The organism is Affinundibacterium flavidum (assembly GCF_014284175.1).
Taxonomy (GTDB): domain Bacteria; phylum Pseudomonadota; class Gammaproteobacteria; order Burkholderiales; family Burkholderiaceae_D; genus Undibacterium; species Undibacterium flavidum.
In genome coordinates this window covers 20,072-40,314 of sequence record NZ_JACOGA010000009.1, presented here as the reverse complement: position 1 = coordinate 40,314, position 20,243 = coordinate 20,072, and the positions used below count along the sequence as shown (strand labels likewise).

The window sequence follows — 20,243 nt, the reverse complement described above, 5'->3', positions numbered from 1 at the left end:
CACGTGCATTTCAAATTAAGGTTAAAAGATAATTGAGCAGATGGAATTAACCGAGAGAATTGCAGAGCTTGAGCAATGGTTGGGACTTCGCTTGCCCGAACAGTATGCAGAGTTTTTACTTAATCATCCCAAGAAAATTTTTGGTGATCGAAAAAGAATGGGGTCATCCATTCTTTCCGCTTCCGAGATGCTTAGAACCTTATTGCAAATTATTTATCGACATGTTAACTTCAGTTTCTTTCACTTTAAACCCTATTAGATTGCACCATCATGTTCAATATATCATCGCTGCTCATGGCAGCTGCTGGTCTCGTATTAGCTGCCACTTGCGTCGAGGCTGCACCAATGAACAAGTGCATCATCAATGGTGCCGTCACCTATCAACAGAGGCCTTGTCCCTCGAACCAAGCTCGGAAGCCCCCCACGTTAGAAGAACTCAACGCTGCTGAGAAGAAGCGACGCGCTGCGGCCGCTTCCGCGGCATCAGCACGCCCAGGAGAAGTTGCTTCTGCCCCAACCGCTTCGCCTGGCAACTTTAGTTGCGATGGTCGGCAGTATTGCTCTCAAATGAAATCATGTGAGGAAGCAAAGTACTTCCTCGCCCACTGCTCTGGCGCCAAGATGGATGGCGATAAGAATGGAATTCCTTGCGAGAAGCAATGGTGCTCTCGCTAGCATCGCTTCAACGATTGGTGTGCGGTGCGGACTAACTCTTCAATCGAGAGGACGTTAAGTCTCATGACACTTTCAATGATTAGAAACAGTCCTGGCTTACTTAGTATCGCTACTGTCGCCATATTTTTTGCAATATGCTGGCTAAGTGGCGGGCTATCCAGCATCTCAATCGCATGCCTATTTATTGTTAATGCTCTTATAGGTGGTGCGAAAATTTCACAGCCATCAGTGTATTTTGGCGGTATAGCCGCGCTAGGTGTTAGTGCGTTCACGATTAGTCTATTTTTTGAATCAGTACGAAGCTCGGCAATAATTATGGTGCCGTTGCTATTCATGATTGTTCTGTTGTACTGCGCCATCGGCTATTTTTCAGGGCATTGCATTATGTTGATATGGACACGCATAACAAGACAGTCGAAGGTGAGACCGTGATGTCGCTAAACGCTGCGCAAGAAAACCGCATAAGTCAAATTAAGTTAGAAAACAACTAGCTCGACAGCCCCAGCAATTCGGCATGAATATGTTTCGACACAGCGTGATTGGAATAAATGACGACGGCATGATGAATCGCAAATCGCATCGCAAACCCAGATACAAGCATCAAAAAAACGGACCCGACGCTTCCGCAACGAGCCACGATTTGCAGTCGGTGATTCAGGTGCCGATTGGTTTGCGCGCCAACGACGCCATGCGGAATTTAATCCTCTGCATGAAACTACGTGGCTTTTGTTCTGCCGATTCCTGTACACGCTGATAATAGCTGCCGCCGGGAAGACTGACACGACTCCAACCCACATCGAGACTAGGTTGCTCTGCTGGAATACGGGCATAATGGCACACCAAACTCTTGCGTGTTGGTGGCGTATCGCTCGGCGACTGGATTGCGCCACCAGCGTGGATAAAATCACCGTGCCAAAACAAGATGTCACCCGGCTCGGCGCGGAAAGTCACACCCGTGAAACCGTTCTCTTGCAACCAGGTATCTAGCCAGCAAGTATAGGCTTCGTAGCTTTCCTCAAAGCCATCGAACAAGCTACGCTTTGGCAGTTTGTGAGAGCCTGGATAAATGATGAGCGCACCATTGGCTTCGCTGGAGGCTTCCAGTGCCAACCAAGAAGCAGCCAGCGTGTCGCGATCATACGGGCCGACATAAGGCGGACTAACCAGCACTTTGTCCGAATGAGCGCGCTGCTCGCTCGAGAACTTGTAAGTAAGCGTTTGCAAGCACGTGCCAGGACAGCCGTAAAGTGCATGGAGGAATTTGGCAATGGGCGATATCAAAATCAGTTCGCGCGCCAGTTCGGAATGGCTTTCGATGTCGATAATACGCGGTAATTTCTTGCCATCAGGTGGCGTGTTGGGTCCCTGGTAAATTTTGCCATAGAGTGAATAACTCAATCGCTCGTTATGGGCGATCTGATGGCCTACATCGCCCCAAAAGGCCTTCGCCAAAGCCGGATCAAAAGCCTTGCTGAACACGCAATAGCCATGCTCATTAAAATACGCCAACGCCGCATCAATCTGCTGCGGCTGAAAACGTTGAATCACATGTTCGCTACCTTGATTGTTTTGCTCCGCCATACTATTGTCCATCCCATTCATAAAAAACAAAAATCACTCGCGACTAAATTACAAAGGCATAAGGCGGCGATTCGCCGTTAAAGTATACAATTATCGCATCGCTAAGATTTTTTTGGGGACAGTCCACAGCTATTTTCAAACGTCGCAGGCTGAATTCAGAAATCACAATCACTTCGCACGCAAAAAATGGGGTCACCCACCTTTTACAAACGATGATTACCTGCTTTCAGGCTGTTGAGTTCACTTTGTATGAGCATGTAAGAGGCGTCGCAGCTCTCGTGATTGGATGTCGCATTCACAAGCCAAATCCCAATCGTTGTTTTACACGTCTAATTATCCTGTTCAGAATATAAGTTCTATCTGTTATACCTTTTTTCAGTAGGTATAACAGAAAAGAACAAGGCAAGACGCGGCTTTTGAGAAGCTTAGAACTTTATTGCAGATTATTTATCCGCATGTTAACTTCGGTTTCTTTCACTTTAATAGAAATTAAGCACTCGCATGACAACCAGCATAGAAGAAATTTATGAGTTTGTTGCGTTAGAAGTCGGTATCGAGAAATGTAATATTGAGCCGCATAGTGACTTGGAAATTGAACTAGGCATTGCAGGCGATGACTTCTCGGATCTAATGTCTTTTTTCGCTGAGAAATTCAATGTGAAAATGGACGCCTATCTTTGGTACTTTCATCACGCAGAAGAGGGGCTTTTCAATCTCGGTGGACTAATATTTAAGCCTCCCAATCAACGTGTCTTACGCATTCCAGTAACGCCTGCGTTACTGGAGAAGGCGGCAAATCTTGGATATTGGCCTGTTGAATATCCACAGCATAATTTGCCAAATCACCGCTATGATCTCCTTCTAAACAAGGTTTTCATACTGTTTTTTGTGTTGGTATCCGGTATCGCATGGTTATGGAATAAGAGAAGTGCTTAACAAATTGCTCAAGATCTTTCCTCGCTTCGCTCGTCACTGGACAGTCACAAACGGCGCATACTTCGCATTTTGTGCGCCGTTTGTCACTCCCCCTTAGTTCAACATTAAGCACCTGCAAATAGACAATGACACTTAACCGAAAACCCTACTTGCTCCAGGCCTCGTATCGACCAGACGCAGAACTCGACTTTGACTCATATCCGTTTTGCATTCCAGCAGTACGCGAACTAGAGAGTATAAAGTTTCATTCTGATGTCACTTTTTTTGTGGGTGAGAACGGTGCAGGTAAATCTACCGTCTTGGAAGCATTGGCTATCGCTCTGAGTTATGGGGCAGAAGGAGGAACAAAAAATGTGCAGTTCAAAACTACAGAATCAACGTCGTCCCTCCACTCCGCATTGCGGCTAGTGCGCGGACCGTGGCAACCTAGAGATGGCTATTTCCTCCGTGCCGAGACTTTTTTTAATGTGGCAACATACATGGATGAAGTCGGTTACCTGGGTGGCTATGACAACAAGTCATTGCATTCTCGCTCACACGGTGAGTCCTTCATGGCGCTTCTGATCCACAAATTACGTGGGCGCGGCCTCTACCTTATGGATGAGCCTGAAGCTGCACTGTCACCCAATCGGCAACTTGCCGCATTGAGCGCGATTCACCAACTAGTTAAAAATGAGTCCCAATTCATTATAGCAACGCATTCACCTATCTTGCTATCGTACCCAGGTGCGAAAATCATTCAGTTCGATGGGTATGGAGTATCAGAAATCAATTTTGAAGATACCGAACACTATTCAGTGACTCGCGACTTTCTAAACAATTATCCACGCCGACTTCAACAACTACTATCAGATGAAAATGAAGCGTAACTCAGTGTGAAACATTTTAAGTGATATTGATTAATCCACTTACCAATCAAAACCATGCAACGCGGCTATTACCTGCACCCCCATCGATTTCCCATGAACGCTGAAGGTGCATTCTACACACTTGGCATGCAATTCAAAGATGGCACGTGGTGTGGCGAATGCATGTCTTGCGGCACGCCAGAGAAGGAAGCTCCGACCTTATTAGCTTCTTTTTCCGACGAGTGTTCTGACACCTATTTCATTCGTCAACCCGAAACAGACCAAGAAGTTGTCATCGCCTGCAATGCTCTCAATGTCTGTTGTGTGAATGCTTTACGTTATGCGGGGCATGACCCAAAAATTCTAGCGCTTTTAGATCCGTCTGTTTGTGATCATCCGACTTTCTTCTCGCGTTTTAGTCTATTTCGCTTTTTTATACGCTTAAGATACTGGGGGCTTGGAACATGATTTATGATTTCGCATTCAACCTAGATACTTTAGAAAATGAGAAGGAAAATAGTGGACTCCAATTTCTTGCAATAAATTTCATTGACATGATCGGCATGTTGAGCTTCGATTTCTTTCACTTTAAAACAAGTTGGACTTCATAATTATGGGCTACTCCATTTCTTGGTTTGCTGTACGAAACAAAACCCCTGATGTCTTATTGGATGAGTTATTACTCAAACGCACAGGGAAGATGTCTGACTACCCTGAAGTGCCAATATCAGGCCGTTCACTTCCAAGTGGCTGGTTCATCGTTGTCTTCAATGACATCGAACATCCTTTGGTCAGCGCAATCTCGTTGGCAGCAGTTTCTAAGAACTGCGACGTCATCGTTTGCATGGTCAAAGAACACGTGATGGTATCCACATCTGCACTGTGGAAAAACGGCGAACAAATCTGGCATGTTGAGCACGATGCACAAACCAGCATCGACCATCTACAATCATCTGGTGATTTGCCAGACGACTATGCAACCATCGTACAAGAGTACGCTGCTCAGCAAGAAGATGCCGGGGGCAAAGAAGCCGATACAGATTACTTCTTCGAAATACCTCTACGAATTGCTCAAGATATAGTCGGCTTCAAGCATGATGAATCAGATTTCGAGGAAGAAAGTTTTGAAGAATTCCATACTACTAGATCCTCTACACAGCCCAAGCCAACAAAAACTCCGCGTCCGGCAACACCCGACAACCCTCAGGAAAATATTCTGAAAAGCAAACCGTGGTGGAAATTGTGGTGACATCCCAGTCGAATACGATGACCACAACTTGCACTTCATTTCTACGAAATCACATTAGGGCTGCAAATTCATAATCCGTGCTCTTGTGTAAGATTCGGAACACCAAATTGAGGACTTAGCAGTGTTCCTTACAGAAAATCGGCGTTGTTAACGCTTTACCAAATAATTGGAATTTAAATGAGACAAATAAATTTTCTATTCATATTCGCGATTTTAATTACTGGCAATGCATGTGCTGCAACTGAAAAGCGCAAGGTTTGCGACTTTCTGTGGTCCGAAAATGCTAAAAATTTAGAGCGGGATGTCGATAAACCTAATGAGGCTAAAAACATCTACAGTCAAGATAGAAAATCGTCAGTGAAGATTTCAAGAGATGGGATTTTCTTTGTAAGTAATGGCAAAGCTACTCATCTAAAAGAAATTGAATTCTATCCGTATTACAATGAAGTTTTGTGGGCAGAAGACTCAAAACGATTTGTCATTACCAGCTCCGATGGTGGATTGTCTGGCGGTTGGCATGTTTATGTATATGAAATAGACGAGAATTCTAAGTTGAAACGACTAAAGCTTCCAAACAAAGCAGTCAAGATAATTGATAAACTTCCGAATTGTGATGGAGGCTATTCTACAAATGTTGGCGCTATAAAATGGGAAAATGAGGGGAAAAATCTTGTTATTGGCTTAGTCGTGCCACACAATGGCGTATGTAAAAATGCTGGATGGACGTTGGGAATGAAGGTGTCGTTTGACCCATCGGAAATTGTTGAAAAATATTCAAAAAAAGAACTTCTTAGGCGCTTTTCAGATTCCACGGGATGTGAGCTCAAGTAGTCAAATAGTCGAACCATATACTCGCACGTTACCGCGACAAGATTCCCAAAAAAACGCCATGCCAGCCTTCTAAAATGGCATGGACATTAAAATTGAATTTGCAAGATAAGAATCTCATTGACGTGTTTGGTTGATCATCTTGGATTTTTCATGTTTGAATTAATTGACCCCTTTTTCGATTGATGCACTAGGTAAAGAGTTAAAAATGAAAATATTCAAATTCTTATATATGTTTATCATTTTAATTATTTTTTTTGAGACATCGAAATACTTTTTTGGAGAAACAAAAGGTATTTGGAAAGATGTTGCGGCAGCTGTTACTGGAGCAATTGGTGGACCTTTTGCCTTTTATTCTTCTGATATGGTTGCAAAATTTATATTTTTCCGCATTGAAAGGTTCAAGCCAAAATAGAAAATCGGCAGTTCTCTTACAAAACAATTTTAACCAATTGACTCAGAATAAGTAGAGGAAACGCGGCCTTTTCCTTTAGACGACAAGGCCTTAAATGTCGCAATACCACAAGGCCATAGTAAGCAGCTGTGCTGTTACAAAATGCAGCTGCAACACCTCATCTCAAAAAAGTAAAAAGCACGTCCTGGATCAAAATGGGGATGGCAAATCCACGCTCCCAGCCTTAATCATTGTTCAGCGATCACAGAGTATAGTGAAGCGATTTTAGGCCGTGCTTTGTTGGTTACTTTATTGGTTGCCTGCGTTGCGGGCAATTGCTCCAACCACCAACGTTGGCCCGCTTGCGCTTCCGCAATATCGACGGCTTCACCCATCATAGGCGTACTGATTTTGACTTGATGTCGCTGCGCCAGATCGACGATACGATCAAAGGGCTCATGCCATGCGTGCAGTGCCAGATCAAAAGTGCCATTGTGAATGGGTAGCAAACGTTTGCCGCGCAAATCCAGATGCGCTTGCAAGCTTTCTTCCGGTTGCATATGCACGTCCGGCCATTGCTTGTCGTAAGCGCCGGTTTCAATCAAGGTCAAATCAAAAGGGCCGTATTTGTCACCGATCTCTTTAAAGCCCGTGAAGTAACCCGAATCGCCGCTAAAGAAAATGCGCTGATCTTGATTTAAGATAGTCCATGAAGCCCATAAAGTTTGATCACGATCACGCAAACTACGTCCTGAAAAATGTTGCGCTGGCGTCGCCACCAGTTCCACTGCATTTTCAAGACCTTTAATTGAAGTGCTTTGCCACCACGCTAATTGCTGAATTTTTTCCGCAGGAAGGCCCCAAGCGATCAACCTGTCTCCAACACCAGTTGGCGTAATGAAGTGCTCCACTTTATCGGCGAGTTGCAAAATAGCGGCGTGATCTAAATGATCGTAGTGATCATGCGACAGGATCACTGCCTTAATCGGTGGCAAGTCGGCGATGCTGATTGGCGCATGATGAAAGCGCTTAGGTCCCATCCATTGAAACGGCGAAGCGCGTTCAGAAAACACGGGATCGGTTAACCAAAACACGCCCTGCATCTTCATCAACAAAGTCGAGTGCCCCAAGCGATACAAAGTGTTGTCTGGTGCGGTTAACAATTCTTCACGTGTTAATTCCATCACCGGAATACTACCTGCAGGTTCGGTATTCTTTGGTTTGCTAAAGAAGAATTTAAAGGCGATTCCCAAGGTCTTTAAAAAGCCTGGTTCGCGCAAGGCATGTGCATTTTTGAATTTGGCAGGCGTCACTTTTGTTGATGCTTTCTGATCGGATGCTAAAACAGAATGAGGGTCGCGGCGAACAGTCATAGGAAAACTCCTTCACCAATTAAAAAGTACACTACACAGTGTAGTTTCAAACTTTAAGAAAGTAAACTACTTAGTGTAAAATTTGTGTAATTTCTTAAATCTTGATTGAAAGCCATGTCCACGCCTCTCCGCCAAACCGATCGTAAACGTATTGCGATTTTGCAAGCTGCTATTGCTGAGTTTCGCAGTAACGGCTTTGAAGCCACCAGCATGGACAAAATTGCTGCCACGGCAGAAGTTTCCAAGCGCACGGTGTACAACCACTTTCCCGGCAAAGAAGATTTATTCGCGGCGATTTTGATGCACTTGTGGGAAAGCGCATCGGCACAAAATGAATTCACATATCAAAAAGAGCGCACGCTAAAGACACAGCTACAAGATTTCTTAAACAAAAAAATGCAAATGATGTGCGACCAAGACTTCATGGATCTAGTCCGCGTCGCCGTTGCCGCCACCATACACACGCCAGAGCGCGCGCGCGACATGGTGGACAAACTCAACAAGCGAGAAGAAGGTATCGTCACCTGGATCAAAGCAGCACAAACTGACAAAAAACTCAAAGCTGGCGATGCAATCTTGATGGGCGATATGCTGCAAGGTCAATTAAAATCCCTAGCCTTCTGGCCGCAAATCGCTATGGGACAGCCGCTGCTCACAGATGCACAACAGAAAAAAGTTATACAACTGACGGCGGACATGTTTTTGACGTATTACGAAAAAAAGCACGCATGCTAAGATAATGAAAAAAATAATTTTCTTAATATTTTTTATTTCATCATGCATCTTTTCGTGCGCCCGTTCTTAGTACTTTAACTCACACCGCCGATATGAAACTATCATTCTCGCCTCGCATCCTCACCTGCTATGCCTTACTCCTTCTGTTGGTTGCCTGTGGTGGTGAAACACACGAATCCCGCGCTGGCTTATCCATGACGCCAGCATCGCCACCGGTAGCAGATAATGTAGTAGAGCTCAGTGGGCAGCGGACTGATTATCTAATCACCCAAACCGCGACGCAGTTTCAAATAAAAAATAAGCAAAGTGGCGTGACGGCACTGCATCCTTTGAGCACCACCGTGTTTAAATTTTCAGATCTTAAACTCAACACGAATATGCAGGCCTTAAGCACAAGCATTCCTGCAAACGAACTCAAGATATTAGTTGAGCTGTACGTGGCTTTTTTTAATCGCGTACCTGATGCCGAAGGTTTAAGCTATTGGATCAACGAAAAGCGTGCTGGAAAATCGATAAAGGAAATTGCTGATATTTTTTATGGCGCTGCAATCTTATATAGCGAACAAACTGGCTATACCGCTCAAATGAGCAATGCTGACTTCGTTAAGATTATTTATAAAAACGTGCTAGGGCGTTCAGGACCAACCGCACCGCCAGAAGAAGATGTTGCTTATTGGGCCGGTGAACTCAATACGGGCAAAACCAGCAAAGGTGGTTTAATTCTCACCATTCTCGACGTCGCGCATCAATTCACCAATCATCCCCAATTTGGCTGGGTTCCCCAACTACTCGACAACAAATACACAGTTGCCGCCGACTTCGCAATCACACAAGGTCTGACCTATGTCAGTGGGCAAGAATCTATTATCAAAACCATGGCAATCGCCAATGCAGTCACTCCCACGAATATCACAGTGGCAAAAGACTTGTTCAAAGTCGTCGGCTTTGCAGCCGACATGCGTAAGTCGCCACCGCAATTAGTGGGTGAACCCAAGTTGACGATAGGCTCACCATCCTTGCTGGAATTAACTTTCGATATGGATATGGATGAAAGCTTCCGCACAGAGGGGGCATATACACATAAATCATCGGGATGGCGCAGTGATAAACGCACCTTCTTTATCGAAATGGAAGCGTACGAGGCAAATGGGCGAGTAACATTTTTTGGCACTGGCGTTACCGGTCAGCCTGCATTTAGTTCAGCCGAACACATCCCCATCAGTGAAGATATTGTCTTCTACTTTCCTAAAAGTGCGTCTCAATTGTTAGATCCCCCTGTAATCGCCAGCATCCCACAGTTCACCTCAGGTGCGACGCCGACATTAGAATTCAAGTTTGATAGTGCGATGCAAGCAAGTTACGCAGTGGAAGGCAGTTTTAACGCGAAAGCAATGTATTGGAAATCCGATAAGCGAAGTTTTGTGATCGAGTTTAGCGATTTTATTCCTGGCAGTGACGTAACCCTTAGCGGCGTTCGCAACGATGGCCAGCCTGGTTTCATCTCGACTGCTAATGTTGCAATGAACATGCCATTTATCTTCCGTTTGCCACAATCTGGCACACCGGGTTTTAGTAAAATCATCAGTGGCCCGACCTTCACCGCCGGAACGGATCCCAAGATCACAATCAGCTTTGATCGGGTGATGGGCCCTGGTTTTGTAGCCACGGGCGACTATGTTCCAAAATCATCCTATTGGACAGCCGACCGCAAGACTTTTGTAATTGAGTTTATCAGCTACACACCTGGTGGCACCATTCAATTTATGAGTGATGGATTTAGATCAGCTAGCGGTGATCCTATGGCGGAAACAGTGATGTTTAAGTTCCCTAACTAGAACCGTAAGGCGCAGTGATTTCATAGCACGCACTGGTCGTAAATAGTCATAGATAGTCGTGAGTAGTCGTGGGCAGTTGTGGGCAGTTGTGCGCAGTTGTGAATAAAGACTGACAAAATTTATTTCAAATCCTCGGTCTCAAAATAAATGACATCTCCAGACCGCCAATGCTTGCCCAATTGCTGTTGCAATGCCGTCGTTATTGCGCCTTTCTTGGGCAATGTCAGGTCTTGGGTGGTGACGACTATTTGATTTAACTTACGCTCAGATTTGTCTGCATTCTTGACGCTCATCAGCACATCAAAATCGGGTTGCCGGTCAATTTTCTTCATCAGAAATTGTGTACTCCCCTGCCCTATTACATAATAAATGCCTTCACCTTTTGTAGTTTCATTTGGCGTGAGCCGATTGAACACTAGTACTTCATCGACTAGCACTGTCTGCATTGCATAACGTTGCTTTCCGCCGCGTTCAAAGTGACCTTGAACTAATTTTCCAGTAAATTTTTTTAGCGCATTTGCTGTGTTTGTTTGCAAGCGATCCAAGTCAAATTCTTCTGGTTCTAAGGTCCAAAGTTCTTGCTTTTCTGCGAAATGTTTTTTGACTTTCGCATCAATTTTTTTGTCGCTAAAGTGAAAGCGAAAGATGACCTGTCTATCATGTGGTGCATGAAACATCGGTAGATGCGAGGCATACAAATCGTTCTTATCACCGAAAATCAACATGCCATGCAGTCCCCAATGAACGGGTTTTGCTGTAAGGATTTCTTTGGTCGAGGAGTTGGATTGCGCCGATGCGGAAAGAGAAAGGCTAAAGCCGATGCAGATTGCTAACAGCATTGTTCTTACTAGCTTGGTGGAGTAGCGCATCTTTGGCCTTCGTCTATGAATTAACAGATGTATGATCATAATCGAAATCAGCAAACCCGTTGGGCGGAGTCGTTTTGTAAGATATATGTAATCAAAAGAACAATGAAGACAAATAGATAGGCGCGAGGAGCCTTAATTGAATCCTGTGATATCGTTAACCCAGCGCGAAGACCAAATGATCAAACCACCACCAATTATTCAAAGACGTTTCCATGCCTCACATCGAGTACACCGTCGCTCAGCCTGATGCCTCATTGTCTCGATTTGTTGAGAGTTATTGGATGGTTGTTAATCGCTCTGAGCAAGGCAAGGATATCGTCGTCATGCCCGATGGCAGAGTCGATATTCACTTCCGCTATTCTGACGACATCCCTTTCCACATCAGTCTCGCCGGATTAGAGCAGCAAGCTTTCTATACCGCGATACCCGCGCACTCTGTCATGTTTGCAGTCAGCTTCCGGCTAGCGGCGGTTGAGTACCTACTCAATACAAGTATTGCGCCTATCTTAAATAGTCGCGGGCAATTGCCAGATGATTTTTGGGAAATGTCAAAAAGCGATCTTGAAGATTTTCCTCGTTTTTGCCAAAAACTTAATGACAAGCTTATTGACAAACTTTCGCAGCTTGTCAGCGCTCAACGCATGAGCGCCAAGCTCGACGCCAGAAAGTTAGCGATGTTTGATCTGATTTACGCAAGCAAGGGATCCGCCAGCGTTAAACAAATAGCTGAGGCGGCTAATTGGAGTAGTCGGCAGATCAATCGTTACTTCAATGAATGGTTCGGACTGTCACTGAAGACCTATTGCACCATTTTAAAATTCAGATCTAGTTTTCAACATATCAAAGAAGGCAAGCTCTTTCCCGAAAGCGAATTCTCTGATCAATCGCACTTCATTAAAACCATCAAAAAATACTCAGGTCACACCCCCAAAGAGTTATTCAAAAATGAAGATGACCGATTTGTACAATTGTCCGAGAGAGACTGAAGGTAAACTTGCTTAGCCTATAAAATTTGAACCGGCAATTTGAACTACCGATTTGAACCAACAATTTAAGCCAACAAAACAATTAGAACAATTCGGAACAGCTTTCATTCAAAGTCACTGAAAGCAAGACCCCCACATCAGGAAACTCCATGAAGCAAGAAATCAGTACAAGCTTTAGTACCTACCAAAAAATTATTATGCTGAGCCTGGCTTTCATCCAGTTCGCTATTATTTTAGATTTTATGATCATCGCGCCTATTGGCGACATTTTGATGAAAACCTTGAGCATCAGTACCGAGCAATTTGGTCTTGTTGTGTCTTCGTATGCTTTCAGTGCGGCGATCTCTGGCATTGCCGTCGCAGGATTTGTCGATAAATACGATAGAAAGAGAGTTTTATTAGTTTTTTTCACTGGCTTTATCATCGGCACTTTACTGTGCGGTCTATCGACGACCTACGTCGAGATTTTGGCATCCAGAATTATCACTGGCATCTTTGCAGGCGTCACCAGCTCCGCTATTTTTACCATCATCGCTGATCTGTTTGCGCCGCAATTGCGGGGGCGTGCCATGAGTGGAGTACAAATGGGATTTGCGGTGAGTCAAATTCTCGGCGTCCCACTCGGCATTTTTATCAGTAATAAGTTTGGTTGGAACAGTAGCTTTATTTTTATTGTTGTCCTGTCCGTATTGATGTTGATCGGGATTGTGTTTCTGTTTGAACCTATCAATGCACATTTACAAAAACAAAGCGACAAAAACCCCTTCTTGCATTTGTGGCATACCGTCAACAAGAAACAATACCAAACCGGCTTTTTGGCCATCATGTTCTTAGCAGTGGGTGGGTTTATATTGATGCCATTTAGCACGGTATTCTTGGTCAATAATGTCCACATTTCTTACGATAATTTACCTATCGTATTTTTGTGTACGGGCTTGTCGTCCTTAGTCGTGATGCCTATTGTCGGTAAACTTAGTGACAAATTTGATCGTTATCGCCTCTTCGTTTTTGGGTCGTGTGCAGCGGCCATTATGGTGACGATCTATACGCATTTATCGGTCTCACCGCTATGGTTAGTCATTGCCATTAATATGCTGCTATTCGCAGCAATCATGAGCAGGATGTCGCCCGTGATGGCATTAAATACCATGGTGCCAAAACAAGAAGACCGCGGTGCCTACATGAGTATTTCTTCTTCACTACAACAGATTGCGGGCGGCGCGGGATCGATCATTGCGGGCATGATCGTCTTCCAGCCAACAACCAGCAGCCCTTTGCAGCATTTTGACATTTTGGGTTATGTAGTGATCGGCATATTCGCGATGTGTATCTATCTGGTACATCGTATGTACTTAAATATTCAAAAGAACGCTGCCTGATTTCCAAGTTCGCTTTGCATGGCAGAAGTAAATAGGCATTTAGAAAATATTAGCTCTCCGCTTATAATTTGAGTTCATGCAAACTCATTCAAGCAAATAGATCTCAATGTCTGCCATCCCAAAATCATCTGCACATCTGCGCGGCGTGCTGTTTTTCTCGGCACTCGCGCTGTCCTCTCTGGTAAGTGCGCGTAGCACCGATACCAATTCAGATCAAGCGTATAAGGCCTTACCGAATTCACCAGCGGCATGGTCTGCGGCTGCGCGCAACGATATCAAGATCGCTTATCAAGAAACTTACGATAATCATCCCGGTGTCTATGACGCGCAAAATCCGAACTTCCGCAAAAATCTGCAGCGAGCCAAAGAGCGTGGTTTAGCCCTGGCAGCGAAGGTGACAAATGCGGCTGGCTATAAGGCCGCGATTGAACGTTTTAATGTGAGTTTGCAGGATGGTCATGCGGGTGCTTACACGAATTTAACTGAAACAGATTTACCTCCACTGCGCTGGCCTGGTTTTATCACGGTGTGGCGTGGTGACAGTTTGTATGTGTATGCCAGCGAGGCTGGTGGGCCTGAATCTGGCGCAAAAGTACTTAGCTGCGATGGTGTCAAGACGCGTGATTTGGTGATGAAGAATTTATTTGCGTTTCGCGGTATTGCCAGTGAACCGGGCGCGTGGTGGGTGCTGCCTCGTGCGATATTTTATGACGTGGGCAATCCGTTTATTACACGACCAAAACGCTGCCAGTTTGCACATGAACGCAGGACGTTTTCCAAGACTTTGCAATGGCAATTAACTAACGACAATTTCAACAAGTGGCGCAACGAAAGTTATAACGGTGATGAATTAGCAGTGGGCATGACTGAACCTCGCCCGCGACTCTTTTGGGTTGCGATGCCGAGCTTTCAGCCGAACGAAAAAGAGCGCGACGCTTATCGCACACTGACCGCCGATATCGAAGCACAACGTCAACGCTATTTGGATAGCGATGCTATCGTCATCGATTTGCGCCACAATCAAGGTGGATCGTCGACGTGGAGCAAGCAATTCGCACGCGCATTGTGGGGTAATGACCGAGTCAATCGACGCTTACAAGCTTTTGCGCAAAAACAGGAAGTATGGTGGCGTAGTTCCAAGGCAAATACCGCTTATCTGGCAGACATGGTGGAGACCTTAAAACAAGAAAAGCAGGTAGAAGCGGCTGCAGAATTTGGCAAAGTTCAGGTCGGTATGCAACAGGCTTTGGCGCGTGGCGATACTTATTATATGAATACAAAAGACGCTAGCGACGAAACGACATTGACGCCTGAAGAAGCCAAACGCGATTTAGCTAATGATCCTCCAGCGTTCAACAAACCTGTGTATGTAATCGTACCAGGGCAATGTGCGAGTGCATGTCTCGATGCGCTGGATGTGTTCACCCGATTTGACAACACAAAATTAATCGGCGCACCGAGTTCCGCGGATTCGACCTATATGGAAGTGCGTCAAAAGAAATTACCTTCGGGTTTAGCGACCGTAATTATTCCGAACAAGATGTATGTCAATCGCCCTCGCGGTGCGGGTGTGTTTTATATGCCGGCGATTCCAGTGACTGACATCAATTGGTCTACTGCCACGTTTTTGAAAGTGATTGAAAGCGATCTGGCTAGCAAGAAACCGCGCTAAGTTTCGATCTTTTTAACACGATTTATCAAGCAAATTTATCCGAAAGAGTTCGTCCCTATGTCCTCAACACTTAAAGTCGGTATTCTCGGTTATGGCTACGCTACAGCGACCTTTCACGCGCCGTTGATCAATGCGGTGCCGGGATTGAAATTGGTCGCTATTTCTAGTAGCAATGCCACCAAAGTTCACGCGGACTGGCCACAACTGCAGGTATGTAGCACACCCGAAGAACTCATCGCGCGCACCGATATTGATCTAGTGGTGATCCCGACACCGAACGAGACACATCATGCGTTAGCCGTAAAGGCTTTGACAGCAGGCAAGCATGTGGTGGTGGATAAGCCCTTTACGCTGGATACCGCTGAAGCGCATGATTTGATTGCACATGCCGATGCGGCACAAAAATTATTATCGGTATTTCACAATCGGCGTTGGGTCGCAGATTTTTTGACAGTACAAAAATTATTGGCGTCAGGCCAGCTTGGACGCATCACGCATTTCGAATCGCACTTCGACCGTTTTCGTCCAGAAGTCCGGCAACGCTGGCGCGAAGGTGCTGGCCTTGGTAGTGGATTGTGGTATGACTTGGGTCCGCATCTACTCGATCAAGCTATCTGCCTGTTCGGCATGCCGCAGACTATCTACGTAGACCGCGTCCTACAACGCGATGGCGCATTAGCGGATGACTGGTTTCACGCGGTGCTCGGTTACGGTGAATTACGCATGATACTGCATGCCAGTATGCTGGTGGCGCACGAAAGTCCGCGCTTTATCATTCACGGCACCAAAGGCAGTTACACCAAAGAAGGTATCGATCCCCAAGAAGATGCACTAAAAGCAGGTGTACGACCGGACGCCAAAGATTGGGGCGTGGATGAAACCATGGGCAGACTCGATGTCATGCGCGGCACCTGGATGCAACACTCACAGGTAGCAAACGAACGCGGCGACTATACGCGTTATTACGCCGCTATACGTGACGCAATTTTGCACGGTGCCCCCAATCCAGTGCCTGCGACTGAGGCTTTGCAAGTGATGCAGTTGTTGGAGGCTGGTATGCTCAGTGCTAGAGAAGGTCGCTTAATTCGACTGCATCACTGATTTGCAAATCAGTGGGCAGCCTGACGTTCGTAGATGACAATATGACCGGTATCAGATCCCCCTTACAGGTTCCATATCAAACTCAGCTTTGCAAATCGTACCTTACTAATTCGCCCCACACAAAGGCAAAAGTGAGGCTTGGCCTGATATCAACACCATTCTCCCCCAAAAATCCAACTGCACACGGATTGCGCTCCATTTTATGCAAGCTATAATAAGCATTATACTTAAATGCTTATTATAGATTGCATAATTCGATAACTTGCAAAGCCATAAAAGCATATTATAATAAGCATTATGTTTAAAAGCTTATTATAGTATGCACATGACTTCCCTTCTTTCTATTGGCAGTGCGATACACGATGCACGCATCTTGGCACAGATGAGCATCATTGAACTTGCGGCAAAAAGCGGTTTAAACAGAAATACGATCGCCAATCTCGAAGCTGGACGTGGCAATGTTGAGCTAAATACCTTGATCAGTATTTGCCATGTATTAAAGCTGGCAATTCAATTGATCCCAGAACATGAAACCGACATTCCCAAGCCTAACGAGATGCGCAACGAGACACCGCTTTATAAGCTGTTGAAGTCCAAATCCCAAATAGAAAATAGCGCCTCAAGCCTATACCAAAAGCTAACTGAAGCCAGCACCTTACACAATCTGCGTGAAACTTTCGCTGGCCTCAGTTCTCCCGTGGCAGAAACATTAGCATCGCAATTCGATGACACAATAAATCAAAGCTCTTCAACAACGCTTGAACAGCACCTTGCTGCCGTTGCGAGTCCGATAACGCAATATCGCATAAACAATCCGCAAACTTCGATTCAAAAACAGTTTAAAGATACAACTCCCAAGCCACGTAGTCTTAGCAAGCGCACAGCTGATGCAGCAACGAAACCTCAGAAAGAGAAGAAATAATGTCTGGTATACGCTGCTTACAGATTTTATTAGGTGATCTCAAAATAGGTTCTTTATTTGGACTCGACAACGGCTACAGCTACTTTCGTTTCGACGAAGCATATGCGAAGAATCCGCAACGGCCAATTTTGTCCATTCAATACTTAGGTGCGGATGATGTAGACACCACCTCGGTTCTGCTAGATCGTCATCTCAAAGTCAATGCAGGAACAGACAATCGGTTGCCTGTTTTTTTTCGCAACTTACTGCCAGAAGGTGTTTTACGAAGTCATTTGATGAGCGAAGCCAAAATTAGCCCCGATGATGAATTAGGCTTACTCGCTTTTTGTGGCACAGACTTACCTGGTAATGTTGTGGCAATACATGAAGAGCTGACGGAAAAATCACTAGGCCGATTGTTGACGCAAGACCTGGACGCCTACGAGATGAGTAGCTATCAGCTTCCCACACCTGAGGCTACATCACTTTCGGGCGTACAGCCTAAGATATCCTTGATTAACGATAGTCAGGGTCGCTATGTGATGCGATCTAAAAATCAATCCGGTTTACATTTCATAGGAAAGTTACCTGCATCAAATTATGCAGGATTACCAGAAGTGGAAAATCTATCTCTTGCGCTAGCGCACGCTGCGGGGGTGAATACGTGTAAAACAGAGTTGTTGCCCTTATCCGCGATTGCAGGAAATTTACCCTTCACCATGAATGACGATGCGCGTCAGTTTTTGTTGGTACATCGGTTTGATCGCGATGTGGAGACGCCTAGCAAGCGATTACACATGGAAGATTTTGCGCAAGTTCTCGGCCTCGATCCAGAGTCAAAATATAAAGGCAGTTATCTGGAAATTGGCCTAGTACTCCTAGCCCGATCTGCAAATCCGATGGGTGATATTGAACAACTGCTACGCCGGATCATGGTCAACGAGTTAATTGGTAACTTCGATGCCCACGCAAAAAATTTCAGCCTTTTATACGCAGGCGATGGATGCTCATGCACCCTCTCTCCTGCGTATGACATCGTAGCCTACTCTGCTTATCTTCACGGTCAAGGCCACGGCATGCGCTTTTTACCTCAAGACACACAGCGACGACTTATCACTCCCAGCGTAGTAAGATCTTTAGCAAATTACTGGAGCATCCCTGAGAACTTTATCAAAGCCATATTAAGAAACGTAGTAATGCTCGCGATCCAAAATTGGCCTGCTATGATTTCCAGTTCCCTCATTTCTGATCAGCAGAAGAGTATGCTTTTGCAGCACTTCAATACTCACGCTCACATCAAGAAACTCATAAAGACATAGTGAAAAATACTTCCATCAAATTGAGCACATAAATATCAACGCTCGCGATACCAAACAAAATACAAAACGCTAAGCAAAATCAAAAATGGCACGCCCGTCGCCAATGTCATTTTGAATTCTTCTGTGAACGCCGTCGTAATCATCAAGGCCAGCATCAGCCCCGCACCGAGTAAAGTCAACCACGGAAAACCCCACATACGAAATGGCAGCTTAGGCTTATTGTGTTTATCCCAGTATCTACGAAACATCCAATGCGTGACGAAAATCATGAACCACGCGAACATCGCACCGAACATACAGATTGCCATCATCAGCACAAAAGATGACTTAGGATATAGGACACTCAAGACGCCAGCGACCGCAATTCCGGCACACGATAAAAATAGAGCGTGCATAGGTACACCTTGACGATTTAATTTGCCAAATACTGCGGGCGCAAAACCAGCACGTGACAGGCTAAACATCATGCGCGTTGCAGTATAAAGCTGACTATTCATCGCCGATAAAGCAGCAACCAGAATCACAAAATTAATCACGCCTGCTGCACCAGGAATATGTGCGGCCTCCATCGCAGTAACGAAGGGACTCTTGCCCTGCCCCGCTTGTGTCCACGGCACGATCGCCAACACCAAAATCAAGGTCCATAGATAGAACACGACTAAGCGAACCAATGCCGAACGAAAAGCGCGTGTAATGGCTTGCTCTGGGTCTTTGGCCTCACCTGCTGCAACGGCGATCATTTCTATACTGAGATAACTAAACAGCGCGACGATCACCGCCAGCCACATGCCAGTCAAACCTTTAGGAAAAAAGCCGGCGTACTGTGTGCAATTGGCGAAGTCTATCGTATTTTGCGCGGAGTGTTCTGGTGCGAAAAAAACCATCCACGAACCAAGCACTATGAACACCACAATCGCGATAATTTTGATCGTCGAAAACCAATATTCTATAGTCCCAAATACGTGCACACTCAAGGCATTCGCAAAGACCAAGCTGGCGGAAAATAAAGCGATCCACAACCATGCCGGCGAATCGGGCAACCAGTATTGCATATACAAAGCAATCGCCGTGACCTCGGTACCGATCACCAACACATTCGCCGCCCAATAAGAATAACGCACAACGAAGCCCGCCCAAGGGCTCACATAATGTTCGGCAAATGCGCCAAACGATCCCGAGGTCGGATGCGCGACTGTCATCTCCGCAAGACAAGCAATCAAGAGCAAAGCGATCAAAGCACCGATGGCATAACTCACTAAAACACTAGGGCCAGCAAAGCTAATCGCAAACCCGCTGCCCAAAAACAAACCCGTACCAATCGCACCACCTATCGCCAGCATCGACATTTGTTTACCACTTAGACTACGCTGTAATCCTTGTTCGCGCGCGACGATCTGATCGAAATTGCTGTCATTATTTTTCTGCATAATCGTCCTTGAGCACGCTGTTGTTATGGAAGTGTAGTGAAGCATTATAGAACGATGGCACACTCACAGCAGAAGTATGCGCCCGGAGTGTGGTGTGGATTGATCAAACGCCTTTTTGCAGCGAAGAATAATGAA

19 protein-coding genes are annotated in these 20,243 nt (G+C 45.4%); 15 read left to right on the top strand and 4 right to left on the bottom strand.

Going from position 1 to position 20,243, the window contains the following annotated elements:
- Nucleotides 1-270: 270 nt before the first annotated feature.
- Complete coding sequence (locus H8K55_RS22040; protein WP_222612445.1) at nucleotides 271-675, top strand: excalibur calcium-binding domain-containing protein; 405 nt, start codon at nucleotides 271-273, stop codon at nucleotides 673-675.
- A 654-nt stretch (nucleotides 676-1,329) separates the two neighbouring features.
- Here H8K55_RS22040 and H8K55_RS10625 read toward each other — a convergent pair.
- A complete protein-coding gene (locus tag H8K55_RS10625; protein WP_186942085.1) occupies nucleotides 1,330-2,256 on the bottom strand; it encodes a phytanoyl-CoA dioxygenase family protein in 927 nt (308 codons plus the stop codon).
- A 501-nt stretch (nucleotides 2,257-2,757) separates the two neighbouring features.
- On the opposite strand from H8K55_RS10625, the gene H8K55_RS10620 reads away from it, so the two are divergent.
- The 6 genes from H8K55_RS10620 (at nucleotide 2,758) to H8K55_RS10595 (ending at nucleotide 6,532) form a co-directional block, all read left to right on the top strand.
- Complete coding sequence (locus tag H8K55_RS10620; protein ID WP_186942084.1) at nucleotides 2,758-3,192, top strand: DUF1493 family protein; 435 nt, start codon at nucleotides 2,758-2,760, stop codon at nucleotides 3,190-3,192.
- 125 nt (nucleotides 3,193-3,317) lie between these two features.
- Nucleotides 3,318-4,061 carry an AAA family ATPase gene (locus tag H8K55_RS10615; protein ID WP_186942083.1) on the top strand — a complete coding sequence of 248 codons (744 nt, stop codon included), beginning with the start codon at nucleotides 3,318-3,320 and terminating at the stop codon, nucleotides 4,059-4,061.
- Between the two features lie 54 nt (nucleotides 4,062-4,115).
- The gene (locus H8K55_RS10610) at nucleotides 4,116-4,508 is read left to right on the top strand and encodes a hypothetical protein (protein WP_186942082.1); all 393 of its coding nucleotides are present in this window, start codon (nucleotides 4,116-4,118) and stop codon (nucleotides 4,506-4,508) included.
- Nucleotides 4,509-4,653: 145 nt separating this feature from the next.
- Nucleotides 4,654-5,289, top strand: coding sequence for a hypothetical protein (locus tag H8K55_RS10605; RefSeq protein WP_186942081.1), 636 nt, complete (start codon nucleotides 4,654-4,656; stop codon nucleotides 5,287-5,289).
- 177 nt (nucleotides 5,290-5,466) lie between these two features.
- Nucleotides 5,467-6,120 (top strand): hypothetical protein, encoded by a 654-nt coding sequence (locus H8K55_RS10600; RefSeq protein ID WP_186942080.1) that lies wholly within the window; start codon nucleotides 5,467-5,469, stop codon nucleotides 6,118-6,120.
- A 205-nt stretch (nucleotides 6,121-6,325) separates the two neighbouring features.
- On the top strand, nucleotides 6,326-6,532 hold the full coding sequence (locus tag H8K55_RS10595; protein WP_186942079.1) for a hypothetical protein: 207 nt from the start codon (nucleotides 6,326-6,328) through the stop codon (nucleotides 6,530-6,532).
- A 227-nt stretch (nucleotides 6,533-6,759) separates the two neighbouring features.
- Here H8K55_RS10595 and H8K55_RS10590 read toward each other — a convergent pair whose 3' ends face one another.
- Nucleotides 6,760-7,884, bottom strand: coding sequence for an MBL fold metallo-hydrolase (locus tag H8K55_RS10590; RefSeq protein WP_186942078.1), 1,125 nt, complete (start codon nucleotides 7,882-7,884; stop codon nucleotides 6,760-6,762).
- A gap of 114 nt (nucleotides 7,885-7,998) precedes the next feature.
- Between H8K55_RS10590 and H8K55_RS10585 the strand changes: the two genes are divergently transcribed.
- A complete protein-coding gene (locus H8K55_RS10585) occupies nucleotides 7,999-8,619 on the top strand; it encodes a TetR/AcrR family transcriptional regulator (protein WP_186942077.1) in 621 nt (206 codons plus the stop codon).
- 92 nt (nucleotides 8,620-8,711) lie between these two features.
- A complete protein-coding gene (locus tag H8K55_RS10580; RefSeq protein ID WP_186942076.1) occupies nucleotides 8,712-10,454 on the top strand; it encodes a DUF4214 domain-containing protein in 1,743 nt (580 codons plus the stop codon).
- Nucleotides 10,455-10,573: 119 nt separating this feature from the next.
- Here the strand turns inward: H8K55_RS10580 and H8K55_RS10575 are convergent, their stop codons facing one another.
- Nucleotides 10,574-11,323 carry a hypothetical protein gene (locus tag H8K55_RS10575; protein WP_186942075.1) on the bottom strand — a complete coding sequence of 250 codons (750 nt, stop codon included), beginning with the start codon at nucleotides 11,321-11,323 and terminating at the stop codon, nucleotides 10,574-10,576.
- A gap of 212 nt (nucleotides 11,324-11,535) precedes the next feature.
- Between H8K55_RS10575 and H8K55_RS10570 the strand changes: the two genes are divergently transcribed.
- The 6 genes from H8K55_RS10570 to H8K55_RS10545 all read left to right on the top strand — a co-directional run bounded on the left by H8K55_RS10570 (nucleotide 11,536) and on the right by H8K55_RS10545 (nucleotide 18,681).
- The gene (locus H8K55_RS10570; protein WP_186942074.1) at nucleotides 11,536-12,309 is read left to right on the top strand and encodes a helix-turn-helix domain-containing protein; all 774 of its coding nucleotides are present in this window, start codon (nucleotides 11,536-11,538) and stop codon (nucleotides 12,307-12,309) included.
- A gap of 149 nt (nucleotides 12,310-12,458) precedes the next feature.
- On the top strand, nucleotides 12,459-13,688 hold the full coding sequence (locus H8K55_RS10565) for an MFS transporter (RefSeq protein ID WP_186942073.1): 1,230 nt from the start codon (nucleotides 12,459-12,461) through the stop codon (nucleotides 13,686-13,688).
- A gap of 106 nt (nucleotides 13,689-13,794) precedes the next feature.
- On the top strand, nucleotides 13,795-15,360 hold the full coding sequence (locus tag H8K55_RS10560) for a S41 family peptidase (RefSeq protein WP_186942072.1): 1,566 nt from the start codon (nucleotides 13,795-13,797) through the stop codon (nucleotides 15,358-15,360).
- A 57-nt stretch (nucleotides 15,361-15,417) separates the two neighbouring features.
- Entirely contained in the window at nucleotides 15,418-16,461 is a 1,044-nt protein-coding gene (locus H8K55_RS10555; RefSeq protein WP_186942071.1) for an oxidoreductase, read from the top strand.
- A 319-nt stretch (nucleotides 16,462-16,780) separates the two neighbouring features.
- Nucleotides 16,781-17,383, top strand: a complete 603-nt coding sequence (locus H8K55_RS10550; RefSeq protein WP_329605021.1) for a helix-turn-helix domain-containing protein — start codon at nucleotides 16,781-16,783, stop codon at nucleotides 17,381-17,383.
- On the top strand, nucleotides 17,383-18,681 hold the full coding sequence (locus H8K55_RS10545) for a type II toxin-antitoxin system HipA family toxin (protein WP_186942069.1): 1,299 nt from the start codon (nucleotides 17,383-17,385) through the stop codon (nucleotides 18,679-18,681). Before H8K55_RS10550 ends, H8K55_RS10545 begins: the two co-directional genes overlap by 1 nt.
- A 35-nt stretch (nucleotides 18,682-18,716) precedes the next feature.
- On the opposite strand, the gene H8K55_RS10540 is transcribed toward H8K55_RS10545, so the two are convergent.
- Nucleotides 18,717-20,108 (bottom strand): amino acid permease, encoded by a 1,392-nt coding sequence (locus H8K55_RS10540; RefSeq protein ID WP_186942068.1) that lies wholly within the window; start codon nucleotides 20,106-20,108, stop codon nucleotides 18,717-18,719.
- Between the last annotated feature and the right edge of the window lie 135 nt (nucleotides 20,109-20,243).

Coding starts and splice junctions, on each gene's coding strand:
- H8K55_RS10600 (WP_186942080.1), top strand. CDS start 5,467: ATGAGACAAATAAATTTTCTATTCATATTCGCGATTTTAATTACTGGC.
- H8K55_RS10580 (WP_186942076.1), top strand. CDS start 8,712: ATGAAACTATCATTCTCGCCTCGCATCCTCACCTGCTATGCCTTACTC.
- H8K55_RS10595 (WP_186942079.1), top strand. CDS start 6,326: ATGAAAATATTCAAATTCTTATATATGTTTATCATTTTAATTATTTTT.
- H8K55_RS10565 (WP_186942073.1), top strand. CDS start 12,459: ATGAAGCAAGAAATCAGTACAAGCTTTAGTACCTACCAAAAAATTATT.
- H8K55_RS10560 (WP_186942072.1), top strand. CDS start 13,795: ATGTCTGCCATCCCAAAATCATCTGCACATCTGCGCGGCGTGCTGTTT.
- H8K55_RS10625 (WP_186942085.1), bottom strand. CDS start 2,256: ATGGCGGAGCAAAACAATCAAGGTAGCGAACATGTGATTCAACGTTTT.
- H8K55_RS10545 (WP_186942069.1), top strand. CDS start 17,383: ATGTCTGGTATACGCTGCTTACAGATTTTATTAGGTGATCTCAAAATA.
- H8K55_RS10590 (WP_186942078.1), bottom strand. CDS start 7,884: ATGACTGTTCGCCGCGACCCTCATTCTGTTTTAGCATCCGATCAGAAA.
- H8K55_RS10605 (WP_186942081.1), top strand. CDS start 4,654: ATGGGCTACTCCATTTCTTGGTTTGCTGTACGAAACAAAACCCCTGAT.
- H8K55_RS10575 (WP_186942075.1), bottom strand. CDS start 11,323: ATGCGCTACTCCACCAAGCTAGTAAGAACAATGCTGTTAGCAATCTGC.
- H8K55_RS10615 (WP_186942083.1), top strand. CDS start 3,318: ATGACACTTAACCGAAAACCCTACTTGCTCCAGGCCTCGTATCGACCA.
- H8K55_RS10610 (WP_186942082.1), top strand. CDS start 4,116: ATGCAACGCGGCTATTACCTGCACCCCCATCGATTTCCCATGAACGCT.
- H8K55_RS10540 (WP_186942068.1), bottom strand. CDS start 20,108: ATGCAGAAAAATAATGACAGCAATTTCGATCAGATCGTCGCGCGCGAA.
- H8K55_RS10555 (WP_186942071.1), top strand. CDS start 15,418: ATGTCCTCAACACTTAAAGTCGGTATTCTCGGTTATGGCTACGCTACA.
- H8K55_RS22040 (WP_222612445.1), top strand. CDS start 271: ATGTTCAATATATCATCGCTGCTCATGGCAGCTGCTGGTCTCGTATTA.
- H8K55_RS10570 (WP_186942074.1), top strand. CDS start 11,536: ATGCCTCACATCGAGTACACCGTCGCTCAGCCTGATGCCTCATTGTCT.
- H8K55_RS10585 (WP_186942077.1), top strand. CDS start 7,999: ATGTCCACGCCTCTCCGCCAAACCGATCGTAAACGTATTGCGATTTTG.
- H8K55_RS10620 (WP_186942084.1), top strand. CDS start 2,758: ATGACAACCAGCATAGAAGAAATTTATGAGTTTGTTGCGTTAGAAGTC.
- H8K55_RS10550 (WP_329605021.1), top strand. CDS start 16,781: ATGCACATGACTTCCCTTCTTTCTATTGGCAGTGCGATACACGATGCA.